Source organism: Actinacidiphila acididurans, assembly GCF_016918855.1.
Lineage (GTDB): Bacteria > Actinomycetota > Actinomycetes > Streptomycetales > Streptomycetaceae > Actinacidiphila > Actinacidiphila acididurans.
The window spans coordinates 50,447-73,482 of the sequence record NZ_JADKYB010000024.1; the positions used below are offsets into that span (position 1 = coordinate 50,447).

Consider the following 23,036-nt stretch of genomic DNA (forward strand, 5'->3'; position numbering starts at 1 on the left):
GGCGGCAGTGCCGGAAATCGTGAGTTCTGCCAGGGGGAACACCCGTACGGAAGGTACAGGCAGGGCAAAGAAGTTCCGGACAGTAGGTGACTCGCGGCTCTGCGTCATGGCTAGGATGACTGCCACTCCCCGCCCATGGTGGGCGCAGCGTCCGGGCGACACATCGGTATCCCGTGCGCCCTGTTCCGGCTCGACCGGCCGGAATGCCCCTGGAGCGCCGACAGGCGTTCCTGAGCGTTCCCTCCCTTCGCGTCCGTCCGCTCCGCCCTGCCTCGGTCGGCTCCCACCACGTCCCAGCACACGAGGATCCGATGACACGACACATACCGGAGGCGGTGTTCTGGTGCGTCGCCGCCGTGGCGCTCGCGGGGCTGGTCCTGTCGCTGCGTCAGTACCGGGCCGCGGCGGCCCTGCGCAGACGGCTGGCCGCGGCGGAAAAGACGCTGCGCGGCCGTGACGCGGAGGTCCGGCACCTGGTCGAGGTCCGGCTGACCGCGCTGGAGGAGAACCACTGGGCCGGCGGCCAGCCGCTGCCCGGACTGCTCGACGGGGGCCTGTTCGGCACCGACTTCGCCCGGTCCCTGCAGCAGGTCGTGGACCGGTTCACCGGCGCCGCCGAGACCGCCCGCACCCGGGCCGACCACTCGGCGAAGGCCACCCTCAAGGCGGCGATGCGCGCGCTGCAGGCCCTGGCCAACGAGCAGCAGCTGTCCATCTCCGACATGCAGGACCGGCACGACAGCCCGCACGTCCTCCAGGACCTGCTGGAGATCGACCACGCCAACTCCCAGTTCGGCCGCCGCGCGCAGGCCATCGCCGTGCTCTGCGGGTCCTGGCCGGGCCGGCAGCGGGCCGCCTCCCCGCTGATCGATGTCGTACGCGGCGCGACCTCCCGCATCCGCGACTACCGGCGGGTCGAGATCCACTCGGCCGCCGACATCGACGTCACCAGCCGCGCGGTCGAGCCGGTGGTCCTCGCGGTCGCCGAGCTGCTGGACAACGCGGCACGCCACTCGCAGCCCAACACCTCGGTCGAGGTCAACATCCGCTCCGCGCACAACGGGGTGTCCGTGGTGATCGACGACGCCGGGGTCGGCATGGACTCCGGCGAGATCGAGGAGGCGGGCCGGCGGCTGTCGGGCACCGAGGACATCGACATCAACCGGCTCGGCGACCCGCCGCAGTTCGGCTTCGCCGTCATCGGAGTGCTCGCCGCCCGCTACGGGTTCACCGTCTCGGTCGACTCCCGCTCCCCGTACGGGGGCGTGCGGGCCGTGGTGTTCCTGCCCAAGTCGCTGCTGGCGACGGCGGGTTCGACGGTCACGGCACCGGTGCGGGGCGCGCGCACCCCGGCGCCGGGCGGCGGCACCCGCACGGCGACGCTGCCCACCCGCGGCACCCACGTCCTCCCGGCGGCTCCCGACACACCGCCCGCCGGCCTGCTCGCGGACCCGGCGCAGACCGTACCGGCCGGCCCCGCCGCCCTGACCGACACCACGAGCCCGGCCGACGCGCCCGCCCAGGACGCCCCGGACCACGAGGACGAGGGCTCCCCGGCCGCCGCCACCGCCGGCGGCCTGCCCCGGCGCCGCCGGCGTACCCCGACCGAGGCCGCGACCGCGCAGACCGCCCCGGACCCCGCGGACGACGAGCCCGCCACCGCCACCCGGCCGGCGTACGAGACCGCCACCCGCATGGGAGCTTTCGCCCGCGGCACCCGCAGCGGGCGCGCCGCAACCGCAGACGACGAAGGGATCCCGCAGGAATGAACGACCACATGACCAACGAGCTGGGCTGGATGCTCGACGAGGTCCTGAAGGTCCCCGAGGCGCGCCACGCGATCCTGCTCTCGGCCGACGGGATGCTCCGCTCCCACTCCCAGGGCATCGGCCGGGACGAGGCCGAACGCCAGGCGGCCGCGCTGTCCGGCCTCCAGTCGATCAGCCGCAGCACCGCCGAGTTCTGCGGCGACGAGCACTCGCCGTGGCGGCAGACTCTGGTGGAGTTCGCCGACGGGTACGTGTTCCTGGTCGCGGCCGGCGCGGGCGCGTACCTGGCGGTCTCGGCCACGCAGCACGTGGACATGGAGACGGTCACCTATCGCATGCAGAAGCTGGTCGACCGGCTCGGCAAGGAACTGACCAGCCCGCCGCGCGAGGACGCGGCCATGGCCCCCGGCGCCAGCCCGTCATGACCCCGCCGCTGCGGCGCGAGCGGGGGCTGGTCCGCCCGTACGTCGTCACGGACGGGCGCGCCCACCCCACGCGCAACACACTCGACCTGGTCACCCTCGTCAACGGCACCGGCAGCCGCCCGCTGACCGGACTCAGCCCGGAAAAACGCAGGGTCGTGGAGCTGTGCCGGCCGGGCGCGCTGTCGCTCGCCGAGGTGGCCGGCCACCTGAACCTGGCCATCAGCGTCACCAAGGTGCTGGTCAGCGACCTGATCGACAGCGGTCACCTCACCGCCCGGGCCCCCATCCCCCGGACCGAACTCCCCGACGCCCGCATCCTGCAGGAGGTGCTCGATGGGCTCCGCTCCCGTCTCTGACCAGGTCTACCTCTCGGACTCGGTCAGAGCCGCGGTCAAGATCCTGGTCGTCGGGCACTTCGCGGTCGGCAAGACGACGTTCGTCGGCACGCTCTCCGAGATCCGGCCGCTGCGCACCGAGGAGATCATGACCCAGGCCGGGGCGCACGTGGACGACCTGGCCGGCAGCCCGGAGAAGACCACCACCACCGTGGCCATGGACTTCGGCCGGATCACCCTCAACGACCACCTCGTGCTCTACCTGTTCGGCGCCCCCGGCCAGAAACGCTTCACCCGGCTGTGGAAGGACATGATGTACGGCGCGCTGGGCGCCCTGGTGCTCGCCGACACCCGGCGGCTGGACGCGTCCTTCGACATCATGGGCCTGCTGGAGGAGCACGGCATGCCGTACGCGGTGGCCGTCAACCAGTTCGAGGGCGCCCCGCTCTTCCCGGAGGAGGAGATCCGCGAGGCCCTGGACCTGCTTCCCGAGACCCCCCTCGTCACCTGCGACGCCCGCGAGGCCGGCTCCTCCACCAAGGCGCTGATCTCCCTCGTGGAATACCTCCAGACCCGCACACCCGCCCAGGAGCAGCGATGAGCACCACCTCCCCAGCCTCCGGCGCCGTACCCCCGGCCGCGTCCGGGGCCGTGCCGCCGCCCGGCTGCCCGGCCCACGCCGGCGGCGACGGCGCGACCGGCCGGGCCGCCCTGCACGGCGCGGCCTTCGCGGCCGACCCCGGCGCGACCTACGCCCGGCTGCGCGCCGCCCACGGCACGGTCGCGCCGGTGGAACTCGCCCCCGGCGTGGACGCCTCGCTCGTCGTCGGCTACGACACCGCGCTCGAGGTGCTGCGCAGCCCGGAACGTTTCGCCAAGGACCCGCGGCGCTGGCGGGCGCTGGCCGACGGCACCGTGCCGGCCGACAGCCCGGTCGTGCCGATGATGATGTACCGGCCCAACGCGCTGTGGACGGACGGCGACGAGCACGCCCGGCTGCGCGGCGCCATCACCGACAGCCTCGGCCGGGTGGACCCCAACGCGCTGCGCGGCTATGTCGAGTCGGCCGCCGACCACCTCATCGACGAGTTCGGCCCCAAGGGCGAGGCGGACCTGCGCGGCCAGTACGGCGCGCTGCTGCCGCTGCTGGTCTTCAACCAGATGTTCGGCTGCCCGCCGGACATCGGGGAGAAGCTGGTCGTCGGCATGTCCGGGATCTTCGACAGCAACGCCGACTCGGAGAAGGCCAACGCGATCCTCACCGAGGGCGTGGCCGAACTGGTCGCCCTCAAGCGCGCCAAGCCGCGGGCCGACGTGACGTCCTGGCTGATGGCCCACCCGGCGCAGCTCAGCGACGAGGAGATGATGCACCAACTGGTGGTGCTGATGGGCGCGGGGACCGAGCCGCAGCAGAACCTGATCTGCAACGCGCTGCGCCTGCTGCTGTCCGACGACCGCTTCGCGGGCGACCTGGCCGGCGGCAGCCTGCCGGTGGAGGACGCGCTGGACGAGGTGCTGTGGGCCGACCCGCCCATGGCCAACTACGCCATCCACTACCCGCTGCGCGACCTGGAACTGGACGGCACCCCGCTGCGCGAGGGCGAGCCGGTCCTGATCAGCCTGGCCGCCGCCAACACCGACCCGAGCCTGGCCGCCGACCGGCGCGGCGGCAACCGGGCCCACCTCGCGTGGAGCGCCGGCCCGCACACCTGCCCGGCCAAGAGCCCCGCCCGGCTGATCGCCGCGGTCGCCGTCGAAAAACTTCTCGACCGCCTCCCGGATGTCGAACTCGCAGTCGGGGTAGAGCAGTTGGAATGGCGGCAGGGTCCCTTCCACCGGGCGCTCGCCGCCCTTCCGGTGCGCTTCCCGGCCATTGCCGAACGCGGCGAAGCGAACGACGAGTCCTCTGGAGTCAGTTCATGGATCAGCGATCCCACCCCGTCGTCATCGACCCGTCCGGGCCCGACATCCACGGCGAAGGAGCCCGCTTACGCGAACACGGGCCGGCGGCGCTGGTGGAACTTCCCGGGCAGGTGGCTGCGTGGGCGGTGACCGACCCGGGTGTGCTGAAGGACCTGCTCACCGACCCGCGCGTGTCCAAGGACCCGCGGCAGCACTGGGGGGCCTGGGCCAGGGGTGAGATCACCCCGGACTGGCCGCTGTTCACCTGGGTCGCGGTGACCAACATGTTCACCGCGTACGGCGGCGACCACCGGCGGCTGCGCAAGCTGGTCTCGGTGGCGTTCACCGCCCGCCGGACCGAGGCGTTGCGGCCGCGGATCGAGTCGATCGCGGCCGGCCTGCTGGACGGCCTGGCCGCGACCGCGCCCGGCACGGCGGTCGACCTGCGCGAGGAGTACTGCTACCCGATCCCGATCCAGGTGATCAGCGAGCTGTTCGGCGTCCCGGAGGACGACACCCGCGATGAGCTGCGCCGCCTGGTGGACAGCATCTTCAACACGGCGGTCACTCCGGAGGAGGCCGCGGCCACCTTCCAGGACATGCACACCGTGCTCTCCGACCTGGTTGCGCTCAAGCGGCGGGAGCCCGGCGACGACATGACCAGCGTGCTGATCGCGGCGCGCGAGGAGGACGGCTCCCGGCTGGCCGAGAGCGAACTGGTCGACACCCTGCTGCTGATGATCAGCGCGGGCCACGAGACCACCGTCAACCTGCTCGACAACGCTGTCCACGCCCTGCTCACCCGCCCCGACCAGCTCGACCTCGTCCGCAAGGGGCAGGCGACCTGGTCCGACGTCGTCGAGGAGACGCTGCGGGCGGAGGCGCCGGTGGCGAACCTCCCGCTGCGGTACGCGGTGGACGACATCGACGCCGGCGACGTGCACATAGCCAAGGGCGAGGCGATCCTGGCCGCCTACGCGGCCGCCGGACGGCACCCCGCCCTGCACGGCTCCGACGCCGACCGCTTCGACGTCACCCGCGTGAACAAGGAACACCTGGCCTTCGGCCACGGCGTGCACCACTGCCTGGGCGCCCCACTGGCCCGGCTGGAAGCGGCGATCGCCCTCCCGGCGCTCTTCGACCGCTTCCCGGACCTCGCCCTCGCGGTCCCGCCCGCCGATCTTTCCCCCGTCGAGTCCTTCATCTCCAACGGCCACCGGAGCCTTCCGGTGCTGCTGACGGGGACGTCGGCGGGCTGATCCGCGGTCAGGGGGCCCGGCTTGCGGTGTCGTACGGCACCGGGGACCGGGCCCCTTCCGTACACCTCAGGCAGGTTGCCGTTCGGTCCGTTCGGTCCTGGCCGCCGGTGATCCGAGCGCCTGGAGGGCGTCCCAGGACGGCGTGCCGGGTTCGGCGGTGAGGACCATGAGGTGCTGGCCGCTGCCGTCGGGGCTCTCCCACAGGTCGCAGTCCAAGGTGAGGTCGCCCACGGCGGGGTGGTGGTACTTCTTCGTGCCGTAGACGCCGCCGGTGACCTTGTGGGCCGCCCACCAGGCGCGGAACTCCTCGTGCTGGACCGAGAGCTCCCCGACCAGCACGGCCAGCGCGGGGTCGTCGGGCTCGGCGGCGGCGTGCATGCGCAAGTAGGCCGTCGCGGTCGAGGCGGCCTCCTCCCAGTCGCGGTGCAGGGCCCGCACGGCCGGGTCGCTGAACAGGAGGTAGACGTAGTTGCGGCGCGGCGGGGCGTACGCCGAGAAGTCGGTGAAGAGCGCGGCGGCGGCGTCGTTCCACGCCAGGATGTCGAGCCGCTTGCCGGTCACCAGCGCCGGTGTACGGGTGAGCTGGTCGAGCAGCCGGCGCATCGCGGGGCGCACCCGCTGCACACCCCGCCGCCGCCGGACCATCGGCCGGCCGGCGAGCTGGTAGAGGTAGCGCCGCTGGTCGTCGTCGAGCCGCAGCGCTCGCGCCAGGGTGACCAGCACCGAGCCGGACGCCGGCACCCGGCCCTGCTCGAGCCGAGTGAGGTAGTCGACGCTGATCGACGCCAACTGCGCCACCTCCTCGCGCCGCAGCCCCGGCACCCTGCGCTGCGTACCCGGATCGGGCAGCCCCACCTCGCCCGGCGTCAACTGCCCGCGCCGCGCCCTGAGAAAGTCGCCCAGCTCCCGTTCCGTACTCACTCCTCCATTGTGGGCGCGGCCGCGGTCACGGTCCGACCGCCGTGCGGGGGCAGGATCCTTCCCAGGCAGGGACTCGGCCTTCTCCCGGCACCCCGCGATGCCGAAGGTGGAGACATGAAGACCAATGCCAAGACCAATGCCAAGACCAGTGCCACCACGACCGATGTCACCTTCCGGAGCGCCGGCCTCGCCCTCGCCGGCCACCTCCACGTCCCCCACACCGCCCCGGCCGATCCGCTGCCGGCCGTCGTCGTCGGCCACCCCGCCAGCGGCGTCAAGGAACAGGCCGCCGACCTGTACGCGGGACACCTGGCCGCCCGCGGGTTCGTCGTACTCACCTTCGACGCCGCTCACCAGGGCGAGAGCGAGGGCCTTCCCCGCGGCCTGGAGGACCCGGCCCAGCGGGTCGAGGACCTCAAGGCGGCCGTCTCCTTCCTCAGCACCCGCCCGGAGGCCGACCCGGAGCGGATCGGGATGCTCGGCATCTGCGCGTCCGGCGGCTACGCCACCCAGGCGGCCGCCACCGACCAGCGCGTACGTGCGCTGGCGACGGTGAGCGGGGCCGACATCGGCCGACAGTTCCGCGACGGCGCCGACGGTGGGCAGGACCCGGCGGTCGTACGGCAGCTGCTCACCGCCGCCGCGGCCGCCCGGACCGCGGAGGCCCGGGGCGAGGGGACCGGCACCTTCCCGATCTTCCCGCCGACCGCCGAGGAGGCCCGCGCCGCCGGCGGCCAGCACGGGTTCGAGGGGTTCGAGTACTACTGCACCGATCGCGCCCGGCACCCCCGCTCGGCCAAGGAATTCACCTGGAGCAGCGTCGACCGCATCGTCTCCTTCGACCCCTTCCGCTTCATCGACCTCCTCGCCCCGCGGCCGCTGCTCATGGTCGTCGGCACCCGCGCGGTCACCTCGTACATGTCGACCGAGGCGTTCGCCCGTGCCCACGGCCCCAAGGAGCTGTACTGGATCGAGGGCGCCAGCCATGTCGACCTCTACGACAAGCCGGAGTACGTCGGTCCGGCGGTCGAACGGCTGACGGCGTTCTTCGCGGACAAGCTTTCCGCGGACGGGCCGGTAGCGGCCTGAGCCGCCCTGACCCCGGACCGGGTCCGGGTCAGGGGCCTTCGAGGGTGCGGTCGGGGGCGTTCTCGCGGAGCACGGCGGCGCCGATTTCCGTCATGTGCTCGCGCATCGCGGGCGTGAGCAGGTCGAGGAAGTGCTCCCGTACGGCGCGGGCGAACCGGGGGGCGGCCTGCTCGGCGACGGTGAGCCCCTGGTCGGTGAGGACGGCCAGGTATCCGCGGCGGTCGCCCTCGGCGGCCACGCGCCGTACCAGGCCCATGGCCTCCAGCCGGGAGGTCGCGTGGGTGATCCGGCTGGGCTTGGACTCCGTCTCGGCCGCCAGCTCGGACATCCGCATGGCGCGGCCGGGCGCCCGGCGCAGGCGCCACAGGACATCGAAGTAGGCGCGGGGGAGCCCCAGGTCGGTCTCGAGATCGTCGTCGAGGCGCGCGTTCAGAGCCTGCCACGAACGGTTGAAGGCACGGTAGACGCGCAGCTCGTCAGGGTTCAGCCAGCCGTCATCGGTCATGAATGTATTCTAGCGCTGTAGAACTCAACCCAGAACACTTCAGCGATGAAGTTCCTGGGGCTGACCGAGCCGGGCGATCACCCGGACCCTCCCTCCCTATTCCTCTTTGGAGGTTCCCCTTGTCCGCACCCATTGCTCCCCACGCACCTATTGCTCCCCACGCACCCATCGCCTTCGCCAAGGACCGGACCGCCCTGCTGCTGATGGACCTGCAGCATTTCACCCTGGGCATGGTCGAGACCTCCGAGGCGGTGCTGGCCCGGGCCCGACGCGCCCGGCAGGCGGCGCTGGACGCCGGCATGCAGGTCGTGCACGTACGGATCGGGTTCACCGAGGACGACCATGCCTCGGTGCCCGCCCACCACAAGATCTTCGCGGACGTGGCACGGCACGGCATCGCGGCCGACGACTCCGAGGAGACCCGCATCCACCCCGACCTCCAGCCGGAGCCGCGCGAGCACGTCGTCACCAAGACCCGCGTGGGCGCCCTGATCACCACCGACCTGGACCGTTTCCTGCGCGACCGCGGACTGGACACCCTCGTCCTGGCCGGCGTCACCACCAGTGGGGTGATCCTGTCCACCGTCACGGACACCGCGGACCGGGACTACCGGCTGGCCGTCCTCGCGGACGCCTGCGCCGATCCCGATCCGGCGCTGCACGAGACCCTCATGGGCACGGTGATCGCGCGTTACGCCGATGTGATCACCGCCGAGTCCTTCGCCGAGGCGGCGCGCGCCTCGTAATCGACCTCGGGGGTGGGCCGGGGAGGTCGTGATGGGCGACCCCTGTCCATTTATTTCAGCGCTGGAAAATCCAGCGCTATAGTAGATGGCGGGTCCGGTCCCGGGCTTCCGCCCGGGACCGGACGCACCACTCTCGACCGCACCGGAAGTCGCCTCATGCCCATCACCGCACACCAGCAGCGACCCTTCTCATGGCGCTTCGTCACCCCCCTCCTGCTGGGGTCGGCCCTCAACCCCGTCAACAGCACGCTCATCGCCACGGCGCTCGTGTCCATCGCCCACTCCCTCGGCGTCTCCGTGGGCCGGACGACGGTGCTGGTGTCAGCCCTCTACCTGGCCTGCGCCGTCGCCCAGCCGACCGCGGGGAAGCTGGCGGAGGAGCTCGGCCCCCGGCGGGTCTTCCTCGGCGGGACCGTGCTGGTCCTCGCCGGCGGACTCATCGGCGGCCTCAGCCACGACCTCACCTCACTGATCGTCGCCAGAGCGGTGATCGGCATCGGCACATCGGCCGGTTACCCGTGCGCGATGCTCCTGGTACGTCGGCGCGCGACCGCGGCCGGGCTGTACGAGCCACCCGGCGGCGTACTCGCGGGACTCGCCATCGTCGGGCTGGCGCTCATCGCCGTCGGTCCGCCCCTCGGCGGCCTCCTGGTCGGCGCGCTGGGATGGCGATCGACCTTCCTGATCAACATACCTTTCGCGGTCCTGACCCTGGTCATGACAGCGCTGTGGCTGCCCCGCGACACCCCGCCCGCCGCGGGCGCCCGCAGGGCGCGCGACGTGCTCGCCCGTATCGACCTCCCGGGCATCGCCGGCTTCGCCGCGGCCATGACCTGCCTGCTGTTCTTCCTCGTGTCCCTGCCCCACCCGGACCTGCCCGCGCTCGCCGCGGCCGCCGTCCTCGCCGCGGCCCTGGTCCGGTGGGAGATGCGGACCGCCGCCCCCTTCCTGGACGTACGCCGACTCGGGTCGAACGGCGCGCTCACCCGGACCTACCTGCGCAGCGGCCTGACCATGCTCGGCGTCTACGCCGTCCTGTACGGACTGCCCCAGTGGCTGGAAGCGGCCCACGGCCTCTCCGCCGGTCAGTCCGGACTCCTCATCGTCCCCATGGGCGTGGCGGCGGCCGTGCTCTCCACCTGGGTCTCCCGCCGCGGCAGCGTGCGCTCACCCCTCCTCGCCGCCGGATTCGCCCTCGCCCTCGGCGCGGCCGGCATCCTGCTGCTGACCGCCACCAGCCCGCGCCTCCTGATCCTGCTGATCACCCTCCTCTTCGGCGTGACCCTCGGCGCCGGCATCTCCGCCGGCCAGACCGCCCTCTACCTCCAGGCCGCCCCCGACCAGGTCGGCACCGCCTCCGGCCTGCTGCGCACCTTCACCTACGTCGGTTCCATCGCCTCGTCGACCCTGACCGGCATAGTCTTCCGCACCCACGTCGACGACAGCGGCCTCCACACCATCGCCCTGATCCTCATCGCCGTCGGCGCCCTCACGGTCCTGGTCACGGCGTTCGACCGCGCCCTGCACGGCTCTCGCCGCGGGGCGCCCCCTTCCGCGCCGCTGATTGAGCGGCCCGCCACTGAGCGGGTGGCGCGGGGGACTCGGCGCCGATAGCGTCGCGGTTTTCCTGAGGCCGCGACAGGCGGTCGTCGAGCGGAGGCGATACGTGGACCGGCTGAATCCCGACTTCGGTGCCTGGAGCATCGAGAGCCTCGAGACCCGCGTGGCCGGGCTTCAGTGGGGGCATGAGCTGGAGCGGATCCGCACGGTTGCGCAGTCCTACATCCATCGGTCCGACCAGCCGCGCGACGTCCGGCTTCGCTGGGCGAAACTGTCCCTGGCGGCGAACAGGCGGTATCACGGCGACGGTGCGTGGGAGCAGGCCCGTACGCGCAGCCAGGAATTCGCGCTTCGTACGTGGGTCATCGCATGCCTCGCCAGCGACACCGACCTGGCTTCCGATCCCGACTGGAACCCCGAGGCGCTGGCGACCGACACCCTCGCCGCGCTCTCGCTCGAACCCGGCCGGGCGGAGTCGGCCGCGACAGGCTGGCGCGACCTCCCGATCGAGCAAATCGGCGAACTGCGCCGCCACAAGAACCTCACCGCTCACATCGACCTGCTGATGCCGAGCCTTCCGCCCGGACCGGTCAAGGATCGGCTTGCCGCCTGGGTGTCCGTACGCCGGCACCTGCCGTGAACTCAGGGGTGCTCGATACGGCGGCGTGGTCAGTCGTGCGGGACGGGGGACGGCAATGCCTCGGCGGTTTCCGCTTCGGCCCCGGCCGCGGGGCTGGGGTTCTGCGGGCCGCGGGTGAGGATGTAGAGGAGCAGGACGGCCATGACGATCACGCCGGCCCACATGGCCTGTTGCCAGCCGTCGACGAAGGACTGGTGCGCGGCGCGTAGGAGTTGCTGCGCGTGGGGGCCTGCGCCGCCGGCCGCTTCGACGGCGTTGGCGACGCCTTCCCGCGCGGTGGCCGCGGTGCCCTGGGGGATGCCGTCGAGCTTGCCGTCGATGGCGCCGCGGTAGCCGGCGGACAGCAGGGCGCCGAGCAGGGCGACACCGAGGGCGGTGCCGAACTCGCGGGTGACGTCGTTGAGAGCGGAGGCGACGCCTTGCCTGTCGGGCGGCAGGGAACTGGTGATGGCCTCGGTGGACGGGGTCATGGACAGGCCCATGCCGACGCCCATGGCGAGCATGCCGGGCAGGATCGACAGGTAACCGCCGTCGACGGAGACGATGAGGGCCATCAGCGCCAGGCCGGCGCCGGCCAGTGCGAGTCCCGCGGCCATGGTGGAGCGCGAGCCGATGCGCGCGGCCAGCCTCGGGGCCAGGCCGGATGCCGCCATCATCAGGACCGCCATGGGCATCAGCGCGAGCGTGGACAGCAGGCCGGACCAGCCCAGGACGGCCTGGAAGAACGGAAAGAGGACGACGAAGATCCCTGCCTGGACGCCGAAGACGGTCAGCAGCGTGACCGAGCCGCCGGCCAGGCCGCGCTCGCGGAACAGGCGTACGTCCAGCAGGGAGGCGTCGCGTCGGCGCAGCTCCCAGGCCACGAAGAAGACAGCGCAGACGAGCCCGGCGCCGAGGCCGATCAGCGTGACGGGGTCGCTCCAGCCGTGTTCGGGGCCTTCCTGGAGCGCGAGGACGATGCCGACGACGGCGGCGGCTGAGCTCAGCGCGCCGACGGTGTCGAAAGAACGGCCGGAGCGCTCACGGGAGTTGGGCACCGAGCGCACGGCCATCGCGAGTGCGACGACGACCAGCGCGACGGGCAGGACGAACAGGTAGCGCCAACTCGCCACGTCCACGAGCGCCGCGGACAGGAACATGCCCAGGATGCCGCCGCCTCCCGCGACGGCGGTCCACACGCCGATCGCCTTGCCGCGCTCTTCCTCGGGGAAGGTGGAGGTGATCACGGCGAGGGTGATGGGCATGATCATCGCCGCGCCGATCCCGCTGAGCAGCCGCGCGCCGAGCACGACGCCCGCCGACGGGGCGAGCCCGGCTGTCGCACTGGCAATGCCGAAGACGACCAGGCCGGTGATCAGCATGGGCTTGCGGCCCAGCCGGTCACCGATGGCGCCGAGCGGCAGCAGCAGCGCGGCCAGGGTGAGCGTGTAGATGTTGATGATCCACAGGATCGTGGCCTGCGAAGCCCCGAATTCGACGGCCAGGTCGGGCTGGGCGACGTTCAGCCCGGACACCGAGGCGATGACCGCCATCAAGGCGACGCAGACCGCGATCAGGACGGTGCGGAGCTGCCGGGCGTCCGGCGCGCTGACGGCCTGGGCAGCGCCGTCGGCTGATGTTGGTGCGGGCTGGTTCGTGCTCATGGGTTCCTTCCACAAAGGGCAGGCGGGGGCGGCGCCGGACCGATGTCCGGCCGCCGGATTCGATCGGGTGGGAGGGCGTGCTTGCGCGTCAGGTGGCGTTGGTGCCGGTGCCGACTACGGAGCGGCGGGGCCGGGTGGGCATCAGCGCACCGTCAGGGCGTCGCGTGCGTACGCGGCACCGGTGGCAGCCATTGCCCTGCCCCCCTTCCCGCCTTGTTCGGGCCTCGGCGGTTCCGGGCCCTGCCCACGACGCTAAGCGCACCTTGCGAGATGGGCATACAATTTTGCGTATGACGCAAGACAATGGCGAGCTGGACAGCCTCGTACGCAAACGCATCCGCGCGTTGCGGGTGGCGCAGGGCTGGTCCCTGGAGGAACTGGCCGCCCGCGCCAAGGTCAGTCAGTCCACCCTGTCCCGCATCGAGAACGGCCGGCGCCGCCTCGCGCTGGACCAACTGGTCACCCTCGCCCGCGCCCTGGACACGTCCCTGGACCAACTGGTGGAGACCGCCTCCGACGACGTCGTCATCAGCCCCATGATCGACAGCGCCCACGGCCTGATGCGCTGGCCCGTCAAGGGCGACCCCGGCATGAGCGTCGTACGTCAGCGCATGACCGAGCCGCCCCCGGACAACCCCTCCCGCATGCGGGCCCACCCGGGCCGCGAATGGCTCGTGGTCCTCTCCGGCACCGCGGTCCTCCTGCTGGGCCACCGCCGCTTCCGCGTCGAAACCAACCAGGCCGCCGAATTCCCCACGATGCTCCCGCACGCCATCGGCGCCGAGGGCGGCCCCTGCGAGATCCTCGGCATCTTCGACCGCGACGCCCGCCGCGGCCACCAGCGCGACAGCAACCCCTACGAACCGGATGCTTCCCCTACGTGACGTCCCGCCCGGCCGGCCACGCCTTCAGCTCCTCCCAGGCAGCCTGCTCCTCCGCCGCGCTGCCCCACCACCATGTGAACGGCGAGGTGTCGGACTCCAGGTCCTGTCGCCACCAGTTGACGCACTCATTCAGGTGCTGCCTGGCAATCGGGGTCGTTTCCGCCGCCCAGCGGGCGAGCCACGGGGTGACGGTGGAACTCGCCGTCACACAGCTCGCGAAGACATCGGGCGCCGAGGTCGGGGGCGTCGCGTTGCGAAGGGTGTGGGTCCACCACGCGTCCAGGAGACCGGCGACCGACCCGGCCTGCTCGCCGGGCCACTTCGGCCAGCCCGCCGCTGCCAGCCCCCGTACCAGGAGATCCGGCTCGTCCGCCCCCTGCGCGAGCATCACCACGAGTTGCGGCAACACCCGACGGATGACCGCCGGTTGGTCATCCCAATGGCCGGGTTCCTTCTGCGCCACCCGGCGGACGAGATCCGCTGGAAGGGGGATGTCGGGACTCCGTAGCAGCTCGAGTTCGTCCTCACTGAAGCACCGACCGCATCCGGTCTCGCTCGCTCGGGCCGTCATGCCGCCGAAGGTCTCGGAGACCCTGGCCATCGCAGCAGCGAGGGGGTCGGCGTCCTCAAGGCTCACAGAGCATCCCGTCGATACTCCAGCAGGCAACCCGGCCGAAGGGAACAACGCTATCTCGTTCCCAAGGGCACAGCCGTCGCCGGGTGGCTGATTCGTGCTCTCCCGCGAAAGTGCGCTCTGTGCTGATCTGGGTGCAGGGGTGGGTGATCAAGGGGGGCGGCATGGCGGACTTGCACGTGAATCGCTGGCAGCGGCCGGGCCAGGACCGTCTGTACGTCAACCTGGGCGGGCGCGGTGGTCCGGCGGTTGCCTGGCTGGACTGCAGGACGGGCAAGGTCGAGATCAAGATGCCGGAGTACGAGGCGGCCGCGCGTGAGCTGATCGGGCAGTGGCAACGCCAGGAAGGCCGGAATCCCGCCCCGCCCGTTGCACCTCCCACCGCGCCCCCGGCTCCACCCGCGCACTGGCCGCCCGCTCCTGCGATCCCTCCGCTGCCCCCGCTGACGCGGGAGAACGATCTCGCCCTGAACCGTCCCGGAGCCGCGGTGGCGGCCAAGGTCCGGGAGATCGAAGGCCGGCGCAGTCCGCTGGTCCGGTTGGTGGCCAAGGGACTGCGATTGTCACTGGGCGCCGACGACTGGCAAACCGGCTTGGAGGGGGAGCGGACAGTAGGGGCGGCTCTGAAGCAGTTGCCGTCTTCCGGGTGGCGCGTGCTCCACGCCATTCAATGGCCCAGCGGAGCCGACATCGATCACCTGGCCATCGGGGCGGCCGGGGTGTTCACGATCAACGCCAAGCACCACGCCGGAGCGCGTGTGTGGGTGGGCAAGAACATGATCCGCGTGAACAACCGGAGTACCGATCACCTGCGGTTCGCACTCGACGAGGCGGAACGGGTCGCGAAGGTCCTGCGTCATTGGTGCGGCTGGGATGTCCCCGTGCAGCCGGTGATCGCGGTCGTCGGAGCGGCCAATATCGACTTCACGGACGATGCTCCGCCCGTGATCGTGGTCGACCGGCATCACCTCGTCGGGCAGCTGATGTCCCTCCCCGCGGCCGTCCCGGAACACCGGATTTCGCACGTCTACGAGGTGGCCAGGCGCAACGACGTGTGGATGTCGACGCGTAACCGCCGACGGAACGGTAGGTGAGAATGACCCGGTGTTGATCGTGGATGCCGTCCTGGAAACCCCGGACGCGACCGGCTTCCCCTTCTGGCCGGTGGCCGACCTGCCTCCGTACCGGTTCATGGCGCTCTCGGGCCGTATGTCCCCGCTCGACGTCGCGCACTCTTCGCCGTCACCGCGTGCGGCAACAGTGGCCCGCATCCGGCCGCCCCAACGACAAGAGCAAGCAACTCCCCGGCGCCGGCCACGTCCCGGGCCGTGACGTCACCGTCCCGTTCTCCTCGGACCACGCCGAGCAGGGACACCGCGGACATCGCTGCGGCCAAAGGCGGTGTCACCGTCAGGACCCCGGTGCTCAAGAGCAGTGGCGACGCCTTCCGGGTCGCCGTCGAGGTGACCAACACCGGATCCAAGCCCGCAAAGTACCTGACGTATGTCCGGCTGACCGGGCCGCTGGGGTACAACGCGTTGGTGCGGGTCGAGACCGGCGTCCTGCAGCCCGGGGACGTGCGGTCCGCCGTGTACACGGCACGGGACGAGGCCGAGGGAGCCATCATTCCCGAGCACCCGACGGTGGTCGTCCCTGAAGTGTTCCGCACCGTCGCCTGAAGCCCGCCACCTCGCCAAGTGCAGGGCCCTGCCTCCCCCTGAGCCGAAGGGAGGCAGGGCCGGCGAGATGTCACGAACGCACTGCTACGACGCCGTGCAGATCGGCGAAGGTGTGCCCGGTGTGCCGTTCGCGGTGAAGCCGAAGGAGACCGAACCGCCGCCCGCTATCGCGCCGTTGTACGGGGCGTTGATCACGGAGACGTTGCCCCCGCTCTGGGCGTACGTGCCGTTCCAGAGGCTGGTGATCGTCGCGTTCGGGGACGGCCAGGTCACCTTCCAGCCGCTGAACGGTGCCGTGCCGGTGTTGCTCACGGTCACGTCGGCCTGGAAGCCGCCCGACCAGGAGTTCGTCACCTTCCACTGCACCGCGCAGCCCGGACCCGGCGGCGGGGTCGTGGGGGGAGTGGTGGGCGGTGTGGTCGGGGGAGTTGTCGGCGGGGTCGTCGGGGGCTGGCCGCTGTCGTACGTGAGCCCGTACCCGTACGGGAACAGCGGCGTCTTGCCGTCGCCGTCGTTGATCGGCTCCTGCGCAGCACTCTGCATCCAGGTGACCGGGAGCTTGCCGGTGGGCGCGTAGTCGCCGAAGAGGACGTCGGCCACGCCGTTGCCCTCGGTGCCGGGCAGCCAGGCGGCCACCAGCGCCTTCCAGTCGGGGAGTTGGGCCGCGATGTCCAGCGGGCGGCCCGAGACCAGCACGGTGACCACGGGGACGCCGCTGGCCTTGAGCTTGGCCAGCGTCGACAAGTCCTCCTGGTCCAGGCCCATCGCGCCGGTCCGGTCGCCCTGGCCTTCCGCGTAGGGGGTCTCGCCGACCACGGCGACAGCGGCGGCGTAGGAGCCGTCGATCCCGTTGCCGTAGCGGTCGTACGTCACCTGCGACGGGTTGGTGACCGCCGCCTTGATGCCCTGCAGGACGGTGGTGCCGGGCGTGGTGTTGCCGCTGGCGCCCTGCCAGCTGATGGTCCAGCCGCCGCTCTGGTTGCCGATGTCGTCCGCGGACTTGCCGGCCACGAAGACCTTCGCGGACTTCGCCAGCGGCAGGACGTTCCCGTCGTTCTTCAGCAGCACCTGCGACTCGCGCACCGCCTGCCGGGCGAGCGCCCGGTGCTGGGCGGAGCCGACCGTGGAGGTGTAGGACCGGTCGGTCAACGGGTGCTCGAACAGGCCGAGTTGGAACTTCTTGGTCAGGATGCGCCGGTTGGCGTCGTCGATCCGCGACATCGGGACGGCGCCGCTGGACACGTCGCTCTTGAGGTCCGCGACGAACGACTTGTAGTCGGTGGGCACCATCACCATGTCGATGCCGGCGTTGACGGCCGTGGCGACCTCGGCGGCGGTGAAGCCGTTCTTCCCGTCGATCTGGTCGATGCCGGCCCAGTCGGACACCACGAAACCGGAGAAGCCGAGTTCGCCCTTGAGCAGCGTGGTGATCAGGTAGGAGTTGGCGTGGTCCTTCACCCCGTTCCAGCTGCTGTACGAGACCATGACCGCGCCGACCCCGCGGTCCACCGCGGCCTTGAACGGCGGCAGGTGGATGGCCCGCAGGTCCGCCTCCGACAAAGTGGCGTTGCCCTCGTTGACCCCGCCGTCCGTGCCGCCGTCACCGATGAAGTGCTTGGCGGTGGCCAGCACCGAGGCCGGGCCGCCAAGCGTCGTGCCCTGCAGGCCGGTGATCTCGGTGGTCATCGCCGACGGCAGGTCCGGCGTCTCGCCGAAGGACTCGTACGTACGGCCCCACCGGTCGTTGCGTGCCACGCAGACGCACGGCGCGAAGTCCCAGTCGATGCCGGTGCCGGACACCTCCTCCGCGGTGGCCCGCCCGATCTGCTGCACCAGGGCGGGGTCGCGGGTGGCGCCCAGGCCGATGTCGTGCGGGAAGATCGTCGCGCCGTACACGTTGTTGTCGCCGTGCACCGCGTCGATGCCGTAGATCATGGGGATGCCCAGCGGCGTGGTCAGCGCGGTCCGCTGGAAGGTGTCGTACATGTCGGCCCAGGACGTCGCGTTGTTCGGGCTCGGCGCCGAGCCGCCGCCGGAGAGCACCGAGCCGAGCCGGTACGTCGCCAGGTCCGCGGGGGCCGCGGCCAGCGCGGTCCGGTCGACCTGCGTCATCTGCCCGACCTTCTCGTCCAGCGACATCCGCGACAGCAGGTCCTCGACCCGCTGCGCCACCGGCAACGACGGGTCCTGGTACGGCAGTCCGGCCGCCGCGCCGGACACCGCCGCCGAACGGGCGGACGGCGAGGAGGCCGTGGCGTGCACGGCGGCGGTGCACAAGGAGAGCGTCGCGAGCACGGCGGCGACGGCGCCGCCGGCCCGGCGATAGGTACGTCTGCGCATGGGTACTCCGTGTGGGGGGATGTATGGGAGCGCTCCCATCACGCCAGTGGGACCGAGGCACTGTCAAGAGGTGCGGTAAGCGGCGGCGTCCCCTCCCGGTGGCCGGAAAAGGCCACCGAGAGAGGACCCGTACCAGGTCCTGGACCACGCCTCGGCGCGGTGTCGGACCTTGCGGTGTCAGACCTTCTTGAGCGTGAAGTCGGTGGTGACCGTCTGCCCGGGCACCACCGTCACCGTCGAGAACGCGGGCTGGTAGCCGTCCTTGGCGACGATCACGGTCAAGGGGCTGCCCGCGGAGTCGAGCCACAGCGCGTAGGTGCCGTCGGCCGCGGTGGTCAGCGTGTGCGTGGCACCGCCGGCTTCGTACACCTCGACGGTGGCACCCGCGATCGGCTGCGTCCCCGAGGAGCCCGCCCCGAGCACCGTGCCGGTGATCTGCCCCCACCCGGCCGGCTGCGCCACGGTCAGGCGCACCGGTACCGAGGGGATGGCGTACGGCGTGTCGCTGGTGAACAGCAGCGACGCCTCGTAGGTGCCGGGCTGAGTGAAGTCCGGCAGCGAGGAGTCGAGCGTGACGGTGATCGTTCTGCTCTGTCCGGGCCGCAGGGTGACCTGCTGGGCGCTCTCGGAGAGCCAGTCCACGTCGGACGGCTCCTGCTGGTCCCACCCGGGAAGCTGTTCGACGGTGGTCACCGCCGCCAGCGTGCCGCTCGTGCCGCCCAGCTTGTAGAAGCCGGCCGCACCGGCGGACTGGTAGGTGGTGTGGACGGCGTTGGGCAGCGGCGTCCACACATCGGTGGCGGGGTTGTAGGCGTAGCCGGCGTTGGTGATCACCGCTCCGTCCTGGGTGGCCCCGCCGGCGACCACGAGCCGGCCGTCGGCCACGGAGTACGCGGAACCGCCCAGCCCGACCGGCAGCGAGGACACGGGGGTCCAGGCGTCGGACGTGGGGTCGTAGACGAAGGCGTCCTGGTAGGGCACCCCGGCGCCGCTCTGGCCGCCGGCGCAGTACAGCTTGCCGCGGATGGCGCCGCAGGACACCAGGGCGGTCGACAGCGGGTACGGCGCCGCCTGCGACCAGCGCTCCAGACCCGGGTCGTAGACCAGGACGTCGCGGGTGCCGCACGAGGTCGCCGTGGTGCAGCCGCCCACGGAGTAGAGCTTGCCGTCGAGTACCGCGGTGCCCGCGTCGGCGTAGGCCAGCGGCGCGCTGGGGCCGGCCGTCCAGCTGTCGGTGGCGGGGTCGTAGATCTCCAGGCGCGGGTCGGGCTGGAGGTCGTCGTCCCAGCCTCCCGCCGCGTACAGCTTGCCGTCGATGAAGCCGTGCATCGCCCCGCCCTTGGCGTAGGGCGCCGATGCCAGCTGCTTCCAGGTGCCCTGCTGCGGCTGGAAGGCGAACAGATCCTTGGACAGGTTCAGATCGGCGCCGAAGCCGAAGTACGAGTAGACCGTGCCCTGGTAGGTGTCGGCCTCGCTGTCGGACAGCGCTTCGGGAAGGTCGGCCGACGGCTGCCAGGCGTCGCCCACCGTCTCCTCGGGCGCGCTCGCGGTGGGTGCGCCGGCCGACGGGGCGGTGTCCTTGCCGTCCTTGCCGTCCTTGGCCGCCTGCGCGGCCGCGACCGTCCGCAGCGGCGTGAACGTACCCTTGTCCGCCCTGACCAGATGACGCGGGGCGTCCGACACCGTCGCGTGCTGCCCGGCGGGGGTGAAGCTGCCGAGCTGCTCGTGCACGGTGAAGGTGGCCGGTGCGCCGCCCGAGTTCTTGACCGTGAGGTCGGCGGTCGTCTTCTGGCCCCAGGCCACCGACCGCTGCAGCGGGCCGCCGGTCACGGTCAACTGCCCTGCGGCGAGGGCGAAGTCGTGGTGGGCGACCGCGTCGGCCGCCACCTTCTCCGCGGCCGTCAGCGTGGTGTAGCGCGGCATGGAGAGCTGGTAGTCGCGTTTGCCGGTGTGCGGGGTGAACAGCCAGTAGAAGCCGTCACCGACTGCGGGGTCGTCCGGGGTGGCCGCGCTCTGCGCGGTCTCGGCGGAGTCGGCCGCGTCGCTCACGGTGGCGCCGTCCAGGCCGAGGCCCGTGTTGGGGTCGGTGACCGTACCGGCCATCAGCCCGCCGGGCACCGGTACCGGCACCCGCGCCCCGACGAAAACGTTGTCAAGCGACCACCAGTTGCCCCAGGTGGCCGTCATGTGGAAGCGCACCTGCACGGCGGGGTCGCCCGCGTAGGAGGTCAACGGGATCACGTGGTGCTGGGCGGCCAGCGTTGAGCTGCTGGTCGCCTGCCACAAGGTGTCCCAGTGCGCGCCGCCGTCGGCGGTGATGTCGACTTCGGCGTGCTGTCCGGAGAACGTTCCGTTGTAGTAGTCGTCGTAGGACAGCTCGGGATTCGTGAATCCGCTGAGGTCCATGACCGGGCTGATCAGGGCGGAGTCCTGGCTCTTGCCGATCCCGAAGTGGTCGCTGTCCAGGATGGCGAAGCCGCCCGAACCGCCGGTCTGGTTCCCGCGGTGCCCGGGGTCGTCGAACTCCCAGCCACCCGTGGTGCCGGGAGCGTCGGTCACGGTCCAGCCCTGCGGCGTGCCGGTGGTGTCGAAGGTCTGCGTGGTGCCCTGCGGCCGGATGGAGTACCCCACCGCGGTGGCGGTGTTCGGGTCGGCCTTGAGCGCGAGGTCCGCGGTCAGGTCGGTGTTCCGGACGGTCACCTGCCGGTCCAGCTGCTGGTACCCGGGGTAGTAGGACGTGACGTGCAGGGAGTACGCCTGTCCCTGGGGGAGGCTCACCGTGTACCTGCCGGTGTACGGGTCGGTCCACACGCCGTTGCCGGGCAAGCCGTCCACGGTGACCCGTGCGTACAGCGGCCACCCGTGGCCGGAGCCGTCCCGTACGGTCCCGGACAGGGTGCTCACCGGGCGCTGCGTCAGGGTGAAGTCCTCGTCGACAGTGCCGCCTTCCGTCACGGTGACGCCCGTGGCGGAGCCGTCGGTCCAGCCGTAGAGCGTCGCCGTGACGTCGTAGGTGCCGGTCGGCACCGTGAGCGAGTAGCTGCCGTCGGTGCCGGTGGTGGCGTGTGCGCTGCCCGCGGTCACCGTCACGCCGGCCAGCGGCTTCGGCGTACGGCCGGTCGCGCCGCCGGTCACGACACCCGAGATGTGCCCGACGGGTCCGGAGCGGAAGGCGGCGAGCCCGTCGGGGGTGCCCAGCCCGGTCGGGCCGTCGTAGCCCTGGCCCGCGGTGCACAGCGCGGAGGGCGTGCAACTGCCGTCGGCTCCGGTGGTCACGTCGTTGAGTGAGTCCGTGGCCGCGTACGGGTAGCTGTTGGGGTCGGTGCCCGCGACCGGCTTGCCCGCGTCCGCGTAGACGCCGGCGATGATCGGCGAGGACACGCTGGTGCCGCCGGCCACGCCCCAGCCGCCGCCCGCGCCGTAGCTGTCGTAGGTGGCGACGCCCGTGTTCGGGTCGGCCACGGCCGAGACGTCCGCGACCGTGCGGTTGGCGCACGCGGAGTCGGTCTGGAAGGCCGGCTTGGGCTCGTAGGCGGAGCAGCCGGCGCCGGTCAGCGACCAGGCCTGCTCGCGCCAGCCGCGGGCGGTCGTCGCGTCCCGGGTCAGCGAGGTCCCTCCGACGGAGGTCACGTACGGTGAGGCGGCGGGGTACGAGACGCCGTAGCCGTAGTCACCGGCGGACGCGACGATGGCGACGCCGGGGTGGTGGTAGTGCGGGTCGAGTGCGGTCGTCTCGTCGGGGCTTTCACCCGGACCCAGGTCGTACCGGGTGCCGTAGGAGTTCGAGACCGCGTCCGCGCCCAGCGCGACGGCCTGGTCCTCGGCCTCGGCCAGCGAGAGCGGGGCGGAGTCGTCCGCTTCCACCAGCAGGATGTGCGCCTGAGGGGCGAGCGCGGACACCATGTCGAGGTCGAGCGAGATCTCGCCGGCCCAGTCCGAGTCGGGCACCGGGTAGCTGCTGCCCCCGCGCTGGTCGGTCTTGGTGAAGCAGCCGTTCGCCGTGGTGCAGGCGGGCAGCCCGTACTGCGCGCGGTAGACCGCGAGGTCGCTCTCGGCCTGGGGGTCGTCGTACGCGTCCACGATCGCGACGGTGGTGCCGGCGCCGCCGCCCGCGGGGATGTTGTACGCGCCGAGCAGGTCGGCGGGGCCGTAGCCCTGCGGTGCCGTCCCCACGGCGTCCGCCGCGACCCGGGGCGATGCCTTGCGCAGGCCGAAGCAGCTGTCCTTGCCCGGCCCGGGGTCGGCACACATCCGCTCGAACTGCGCCTGCTGCTTGCCCTGCCCCGGCTGCGCCGCGGCCTGCTGCGGGGTGCCCGCCCACGCCGGCGCCTGGGCCGCCCCCGCCAGCGCGATCAGTGCCGCACCGACCGCGGCCACGGCGGAACGTATTCTTCGTCGGCGCACCGTTGAGTGCTCCGGCTGTCTTGACATTCCGAACTCCTTGCTGGTTGCACCTGAGTTGAAGGCGCAATGCCGCCCGCGCGCCTTCGCGAAGGGGTCGCCTCCGCAAAGATCCATTCCGCTGGCCGACTTGATGGTCTGTCAATCCATCCGTGTTAAGCCTTGGTTGATTTTTGAACGGGATTCAGCGCGTCTGCGGGCGAACACGGCATGGCGCACGTTGCGCGCATGCGCGGGCAATCGGGATGTGCGGGGTTCGCCTGCGCGACCGACCGCAGCACCGGAAACGACAGAGCGTTGACTG

Annotated in this window: 19 protein-coding genes; 13 read left to right on the top strand and 6 right to left on the bottom strand. The window is 71.7% G+C overall.

All coding sequences use genetic code 11. From position 1 onward, the window contains the following. Nucleotides 1-311: 311 nt before the first annotated feature. Genes ITX44_RS33065 through ITX44_RS33090 form a run of 6 tightly spaced genes read left to right on the top strand, consistent with a single transcriptional unit; the run spans nucleotide 312 to nucleotide 5,690 of the window. Nucleotides 312-1,769, top strand: coding sequence for an ATP-binding protein (locus ITX44_RS33065; protein ID WP_205362156.1), 1,458 nt, complete (start codon nucleotides 312-314; stop codon nucleotides 1,767-1,769). After that, nucleotides 1,766-2,194 carry a roadblock/LC7 domain-containing protein gene (locus ITX44_RS33070; protein WP_205362158.1) on the top strand — a complete coding sequence of 143 codons (429 nt, stop codon included), beginning with the start codon at nucleotides 1,766-1,768 and terminating at the stop codon, nucleotides 2,192-2,194. Before ITX44_RS33065 ends, ITX44_RS33070 begins: the two co-directional genes overlap by 4 nt. Next, the gene (locus ITX44_RS33075) at nucleotides 2,191-2,550 is read left to right on the top strand and encodes a DUF742 domain-containing protein (RefSeq protein ID WP_205362160.1); all 360 of its coding nucleotides are present in this window, start codon (nucleotides 2,191-2,193) and stop codon (nucleotides 2,548-2,550) included. Before ITX44_RS33070 ends, ITX44_RS33075 begins: the two co-directional genes overlap by 4 nt. After that, nucleotides 2,528-3,130 (top strand): GTP-binding protein, encoded by a 603-nt coding sequence (locus tag ITX44_RS33080; RefSeq protein ID WP_205362162.1) that lies wholly within the window; start codon nucleotides 2,528-2,530, stop codon nucleotides 3,128-3,130. The genes ITX44_RS33075 and ITX44_RS33080 overlap by 23 nt, the downstream gene beginning before the upstream one ends. Then, nucleotides 3,127-4,581: a cytochrome P450 gene (locus ITX44_RS33085; RefSeq protein WP_236062144.1), complete on the top strand. Its 1,455-nt coding sequence runs from the start codon at nucleotides 3,127-3,129 to the stop codon at nucleotides 4,579-4,581. The genes ITX44_RS33080 and ITX44_RS33085 overlap by 4 nt, the downstream gene beginning before the upstream one ends. Then, a complete protein-coding gene (locus ITX44_RS33090; protein ID WP_307795604.1) occupies nucleotides 4,578-5,690 on the top strand; it encodes a cytochrome P450 family protein in 1,113 nt (370 codons plus the stop codon). The genes ITX44_RS33085 and ITX44_RS33090 overlap by 4 nt, the downstream gene beginning before the upstream one ends. A 66-nt stretch (nucleotides 5,691-5,756) precedes the next feature. On the opposite strand, the gene ITX44_RS33095 is transcribed toward ITX44_RS33090, so the two are convergent. Beyond that, nucleotides 5,757-6,611, bottom strand: a complete 855-nt coding sequence (locus tag ITX44_RS33095) for a helix-turn-helix domain-containing protein (protein ID WP_205362166.1) — start codon at nucleotides 6,609-6,611, stop codon at nucleotides 5,757-5,759. A 114-nt stretch (nucleotides 6,612-6,725) separates the two neighbouring features. Here ITX44_RS33095 and ITX44_RS33100 point away from each other — a divergent pair, with 114 nt between their 5' ends. Further along, complete coding sequence (locus ITX44_RS33100; protein ID WP_205362168.1) at nucleotides 6,726-7,700, top strand: alpha/beta hydrolase; 975 nt, start codon at nucleotides 6,726-6,728, stop codon at nucleotides 7,698-7,700. A gap of 28 nt (nucleotides 7,701-7,728) precedes the next feature. Here ITX44_RS33100 and ITX44_RS33105 read toward each other — a convergent pair whose 3' ends face one another. Continuing rightward, on the bottom strand, nucleotides 7,729-8,205 hold the full coding sequence (locus ITX44_RS33105; protein WP_205362178.1) for a MarR family winged helix-turn-helix transcriptional regulator: 477 nt from the start codon (nucleotides 8,203-8,205) through the stop codon (nucleotides 7,729-7,731). Nucleotides 8,206-8,324: 119 nt separating this feature from the next. Here ITX44_RS33105 and ITX44_RS33110 point away from each other — a divergent pair, with 119 nt between their 5' ends. The 3 genes from ITX44_RS33110 (at nucleotide 8,325) to ITX44_RS33120 (ending at nucleotide 11,151) form a co-directional block, all read left to right on the top strand. Continuing rightward, on the top strand, nucleotides 8,325-8,951 hold the full coding sequence (locus tag ITX44_RS33110; protein WP_205362180.1) for a cysteine hydrolase family protein: 627 nt from the start codon (nucleotides 8,325-8,327) through the stop codon (nucleotides 8,949-8,951). A 156-nt stretch (nucleotides 8,952-9,107) separates the two neighbouring features. Beyond that, the gene (locus tag ITX44_RS33115; RefSeq protein WP_205362182.1) at nucleotides 9,108-10,565 is read left to right on the top strand and encodes an MFS transporter; all 1,458 of its coding nucleotides are present in this window, start codon (nucleotides 9,108-9,110) and stop codon (nucleotides 10,563-10,565) included. 52 nt (nucleotides 10,566-10,617) lie between these two features. After that, nucleotides 10,618-11,151 (top strand): hypothetical protein, encoded by a 534-nt coding sequence (locus tag ITX44_RS33120; RefSeq protein ID WP_205362184.1) that lies wholly within the window; start codon nucleotides 10,618-10,620, stop codon nucleotides 11,149-11,151. A 29-nt stretch (nucleotides 11,152-11,180) separates the two neighbouring features. On the opposite strand, the gene ITX44_RS33125 is transcribed toward ITX44_RS33120, so the two are convergent. Next, nucleotides 11,181-12,794: an MFS transporter gene (locus ITX44_RS33125; protein ID WP_205362186.1), complete on the bottom strand. Its 1,614-nt coding sequence runs from the start codon at nucleotides 12,792-12,794 to the stop codon at nucleotides 11,181-11,183. A 290-nt stretch (nucleotides 12,795-13,084) separates the two neighbouring features. Between ITX44_RS33125 and ITX44_RS33130 the strand changes: the two genes are divergently transcribed. Continuing rightward, nucleotides 13,085-13,678 carry an XRE family transcriptional regulator gene (locus tag ITX44_RS33130; RefSeq protein ID WP_205362188.1) on the top strand — a complete coding sequence of 198 codons (594 nt, stop codon included), beginning with the start codon at nucleotides 13,085-13,087 and terminating at the stop codon, nucleotides 13,676-13,678. On the opposite strand, the gene ITX44_RS33135 is transcribed toward ITX44_RS33130, so the two are convergent. Beyond that, a complete protein-coding gene (locus ITX44_RS33135) occupies nucleotides 13,671-14,315 on the bottom strand; it encodes a hypothetical protein (RefSeq protein WP_205362190.1) in 645 nt (214 codons plus the stop codon). The genes ITX44_RS33130 and ITX44_RS33135 overlap by 8 nt on opposite strands. A 119-nt stretch (nucleotides 14,316-14,434) precedes the next feature. Between ITX44_RS33135 and ITX44_RS33140 the strand changes: the two genes are divergently transcribed. Both ITX44_RS33140 and ITX44_RS33145 read left to right on the top strand, forming a co-directional pair. Next, nucleotides 14,435-15,406 (top strand): nuclease-related domain-containing protein, encoded by a 972-nt coding sequence (locus ITX44_RS33140; RefSeq protein WP_205362192.1) that lies wholly within the window; start codon nucleotides 14,435-14,437, stop codon nucleotides 15,404-15,406. 327 nt (nucleotides 15,407-15,733) lie between these two features. Continuing rightward, nucleotides 15,734-15,991 carry a hypothetical protein gene (locus ITX44_RS33145; protein WP_205362194.1) on the top strand — a complete coding sequence of 86 codons (258 nt, stop codon included), beginning with the start codon at nucleotides 15,734-15,736 and terminating at the stop codon, nucleotides 15,989-15,991. Nucleotides 15,992-16,075: 84 nt separating this feature from the next. Here the strand turns inward: ITX44_RS33145 and ITX44_RS33150 are convergent, their stop codons facing one another. After that, nucleotides 16,076-18,331 (bottom strand): glycoside hydrolase family 3 N-terminal domain-containing protein, encoded by a 2,256-nt coding sequence (locus ITX44_RS33150; protein WP_205362199.1) that lies wholly within the window; start codon nucleotides 18,329-18,331, stop codon nucleotides 16,076-16,078. Between the two features lie 177 nt (nucleotides 18,332-18,508). Then, nucleotides 18,509-22,708, bottom strand: a complete 4,200-nt coding sequence (locus ITX44_RS33155; RefSeq protein ID WP_307795605.1) for a carboxypeptidase regulatory-like domain-containing protein — start codon at nucleotides 22,706-22,708, stop codon at nucleotides 18,509-18,511. Between the last annotated feature and the right edge of the window lie 328 nt (nucleotides 22,709-23,036).

What these genes read in the sequence shown, in the direction of transcription:
- ITX44_RS33115 (WP_205362182.1), top strand. Translation starts at nt 9,108, where the DNA reads ATGCCCATCACCGCACACCAGCAGCGACCCTTCTCATGGCGCTTCGTC.
- ITX44_RS33105 (WP_205362178.1), bottom strand. Translation starts at nt 8,205, where the DNA reads ATGACCGATGACGGCTGGCTGAACCCTGACGAGCTGCGCGTCTACCGT.
- ITX44_RS33125 (WP_205362186.1), bottom strand. Translation starts at nt 12,794, where the DNA reads ATGAGCACGAACCAGCCCGCACCAACATCAGCCGACGGCGCTGCCCAG.
- ITX44_RS33150 (WP_205362199.1), bottom strand. Translation starts at nt 18,331, where the DNA reads ATGCGCAGACGTACCTATCGCCGGGCCGGCGGCGCCGTCGCCGCCGTG.
- ITX44_RS33070 (WP_205362158.1), top strand. Translation starts at nt 1,766, where the DNA reads ATGAACGACCACATGACCAACGAGCTGGGCTGGATGCTCGACGAGGTC.
- ITX44_RS33085 (WP_236062144.1), top strand. Translation starts at nt 3,127, where the DNA reads ATGAGCACCACCTCCCCAGCCTCCGGCGCCGTACCCCCGGCCGCGTCC.
- ITX44_RS33130 (WP_205362188.1), top strand. Translation starts at nt 13,085, where the DNA reads ATGACGCAAGACAATGGCGAGCTGGACAGCCTCGTACGCAAACGCATC.
- ITX44_RS33075 (WP_205362160.1), top strand. Translation starts at nt 2,191, where the DNA reads ATGACCCCGCCGCTGCGGCGCGAGCGGGGGCTGGTCCGCCCGTACGTC.
- ITX44_RS33100 (WP_205362168.1), top strand. Translation starts at nt 6,726, where the DNA reads ATGAAGACCAATGCCAAGACCAATGCCAAGACCAGTGCCACCACGACC.
- ITX44_RS33080 (WP_205362162.1), top strand. Translation starts at nt 2,528, where the DNA reads ATGGGCTCCGCTCCCGTCTCTGACCAGGTCTACCTCTCGGACTCGGTC.
- ITX44_RS33065 (WP_205362156.1), top strand. Translation starts at nt 312, where the DNA reads ATGACACGACACATACCGGAGGCGGTGTTCTGGTGCGTCGCCGCCGTG.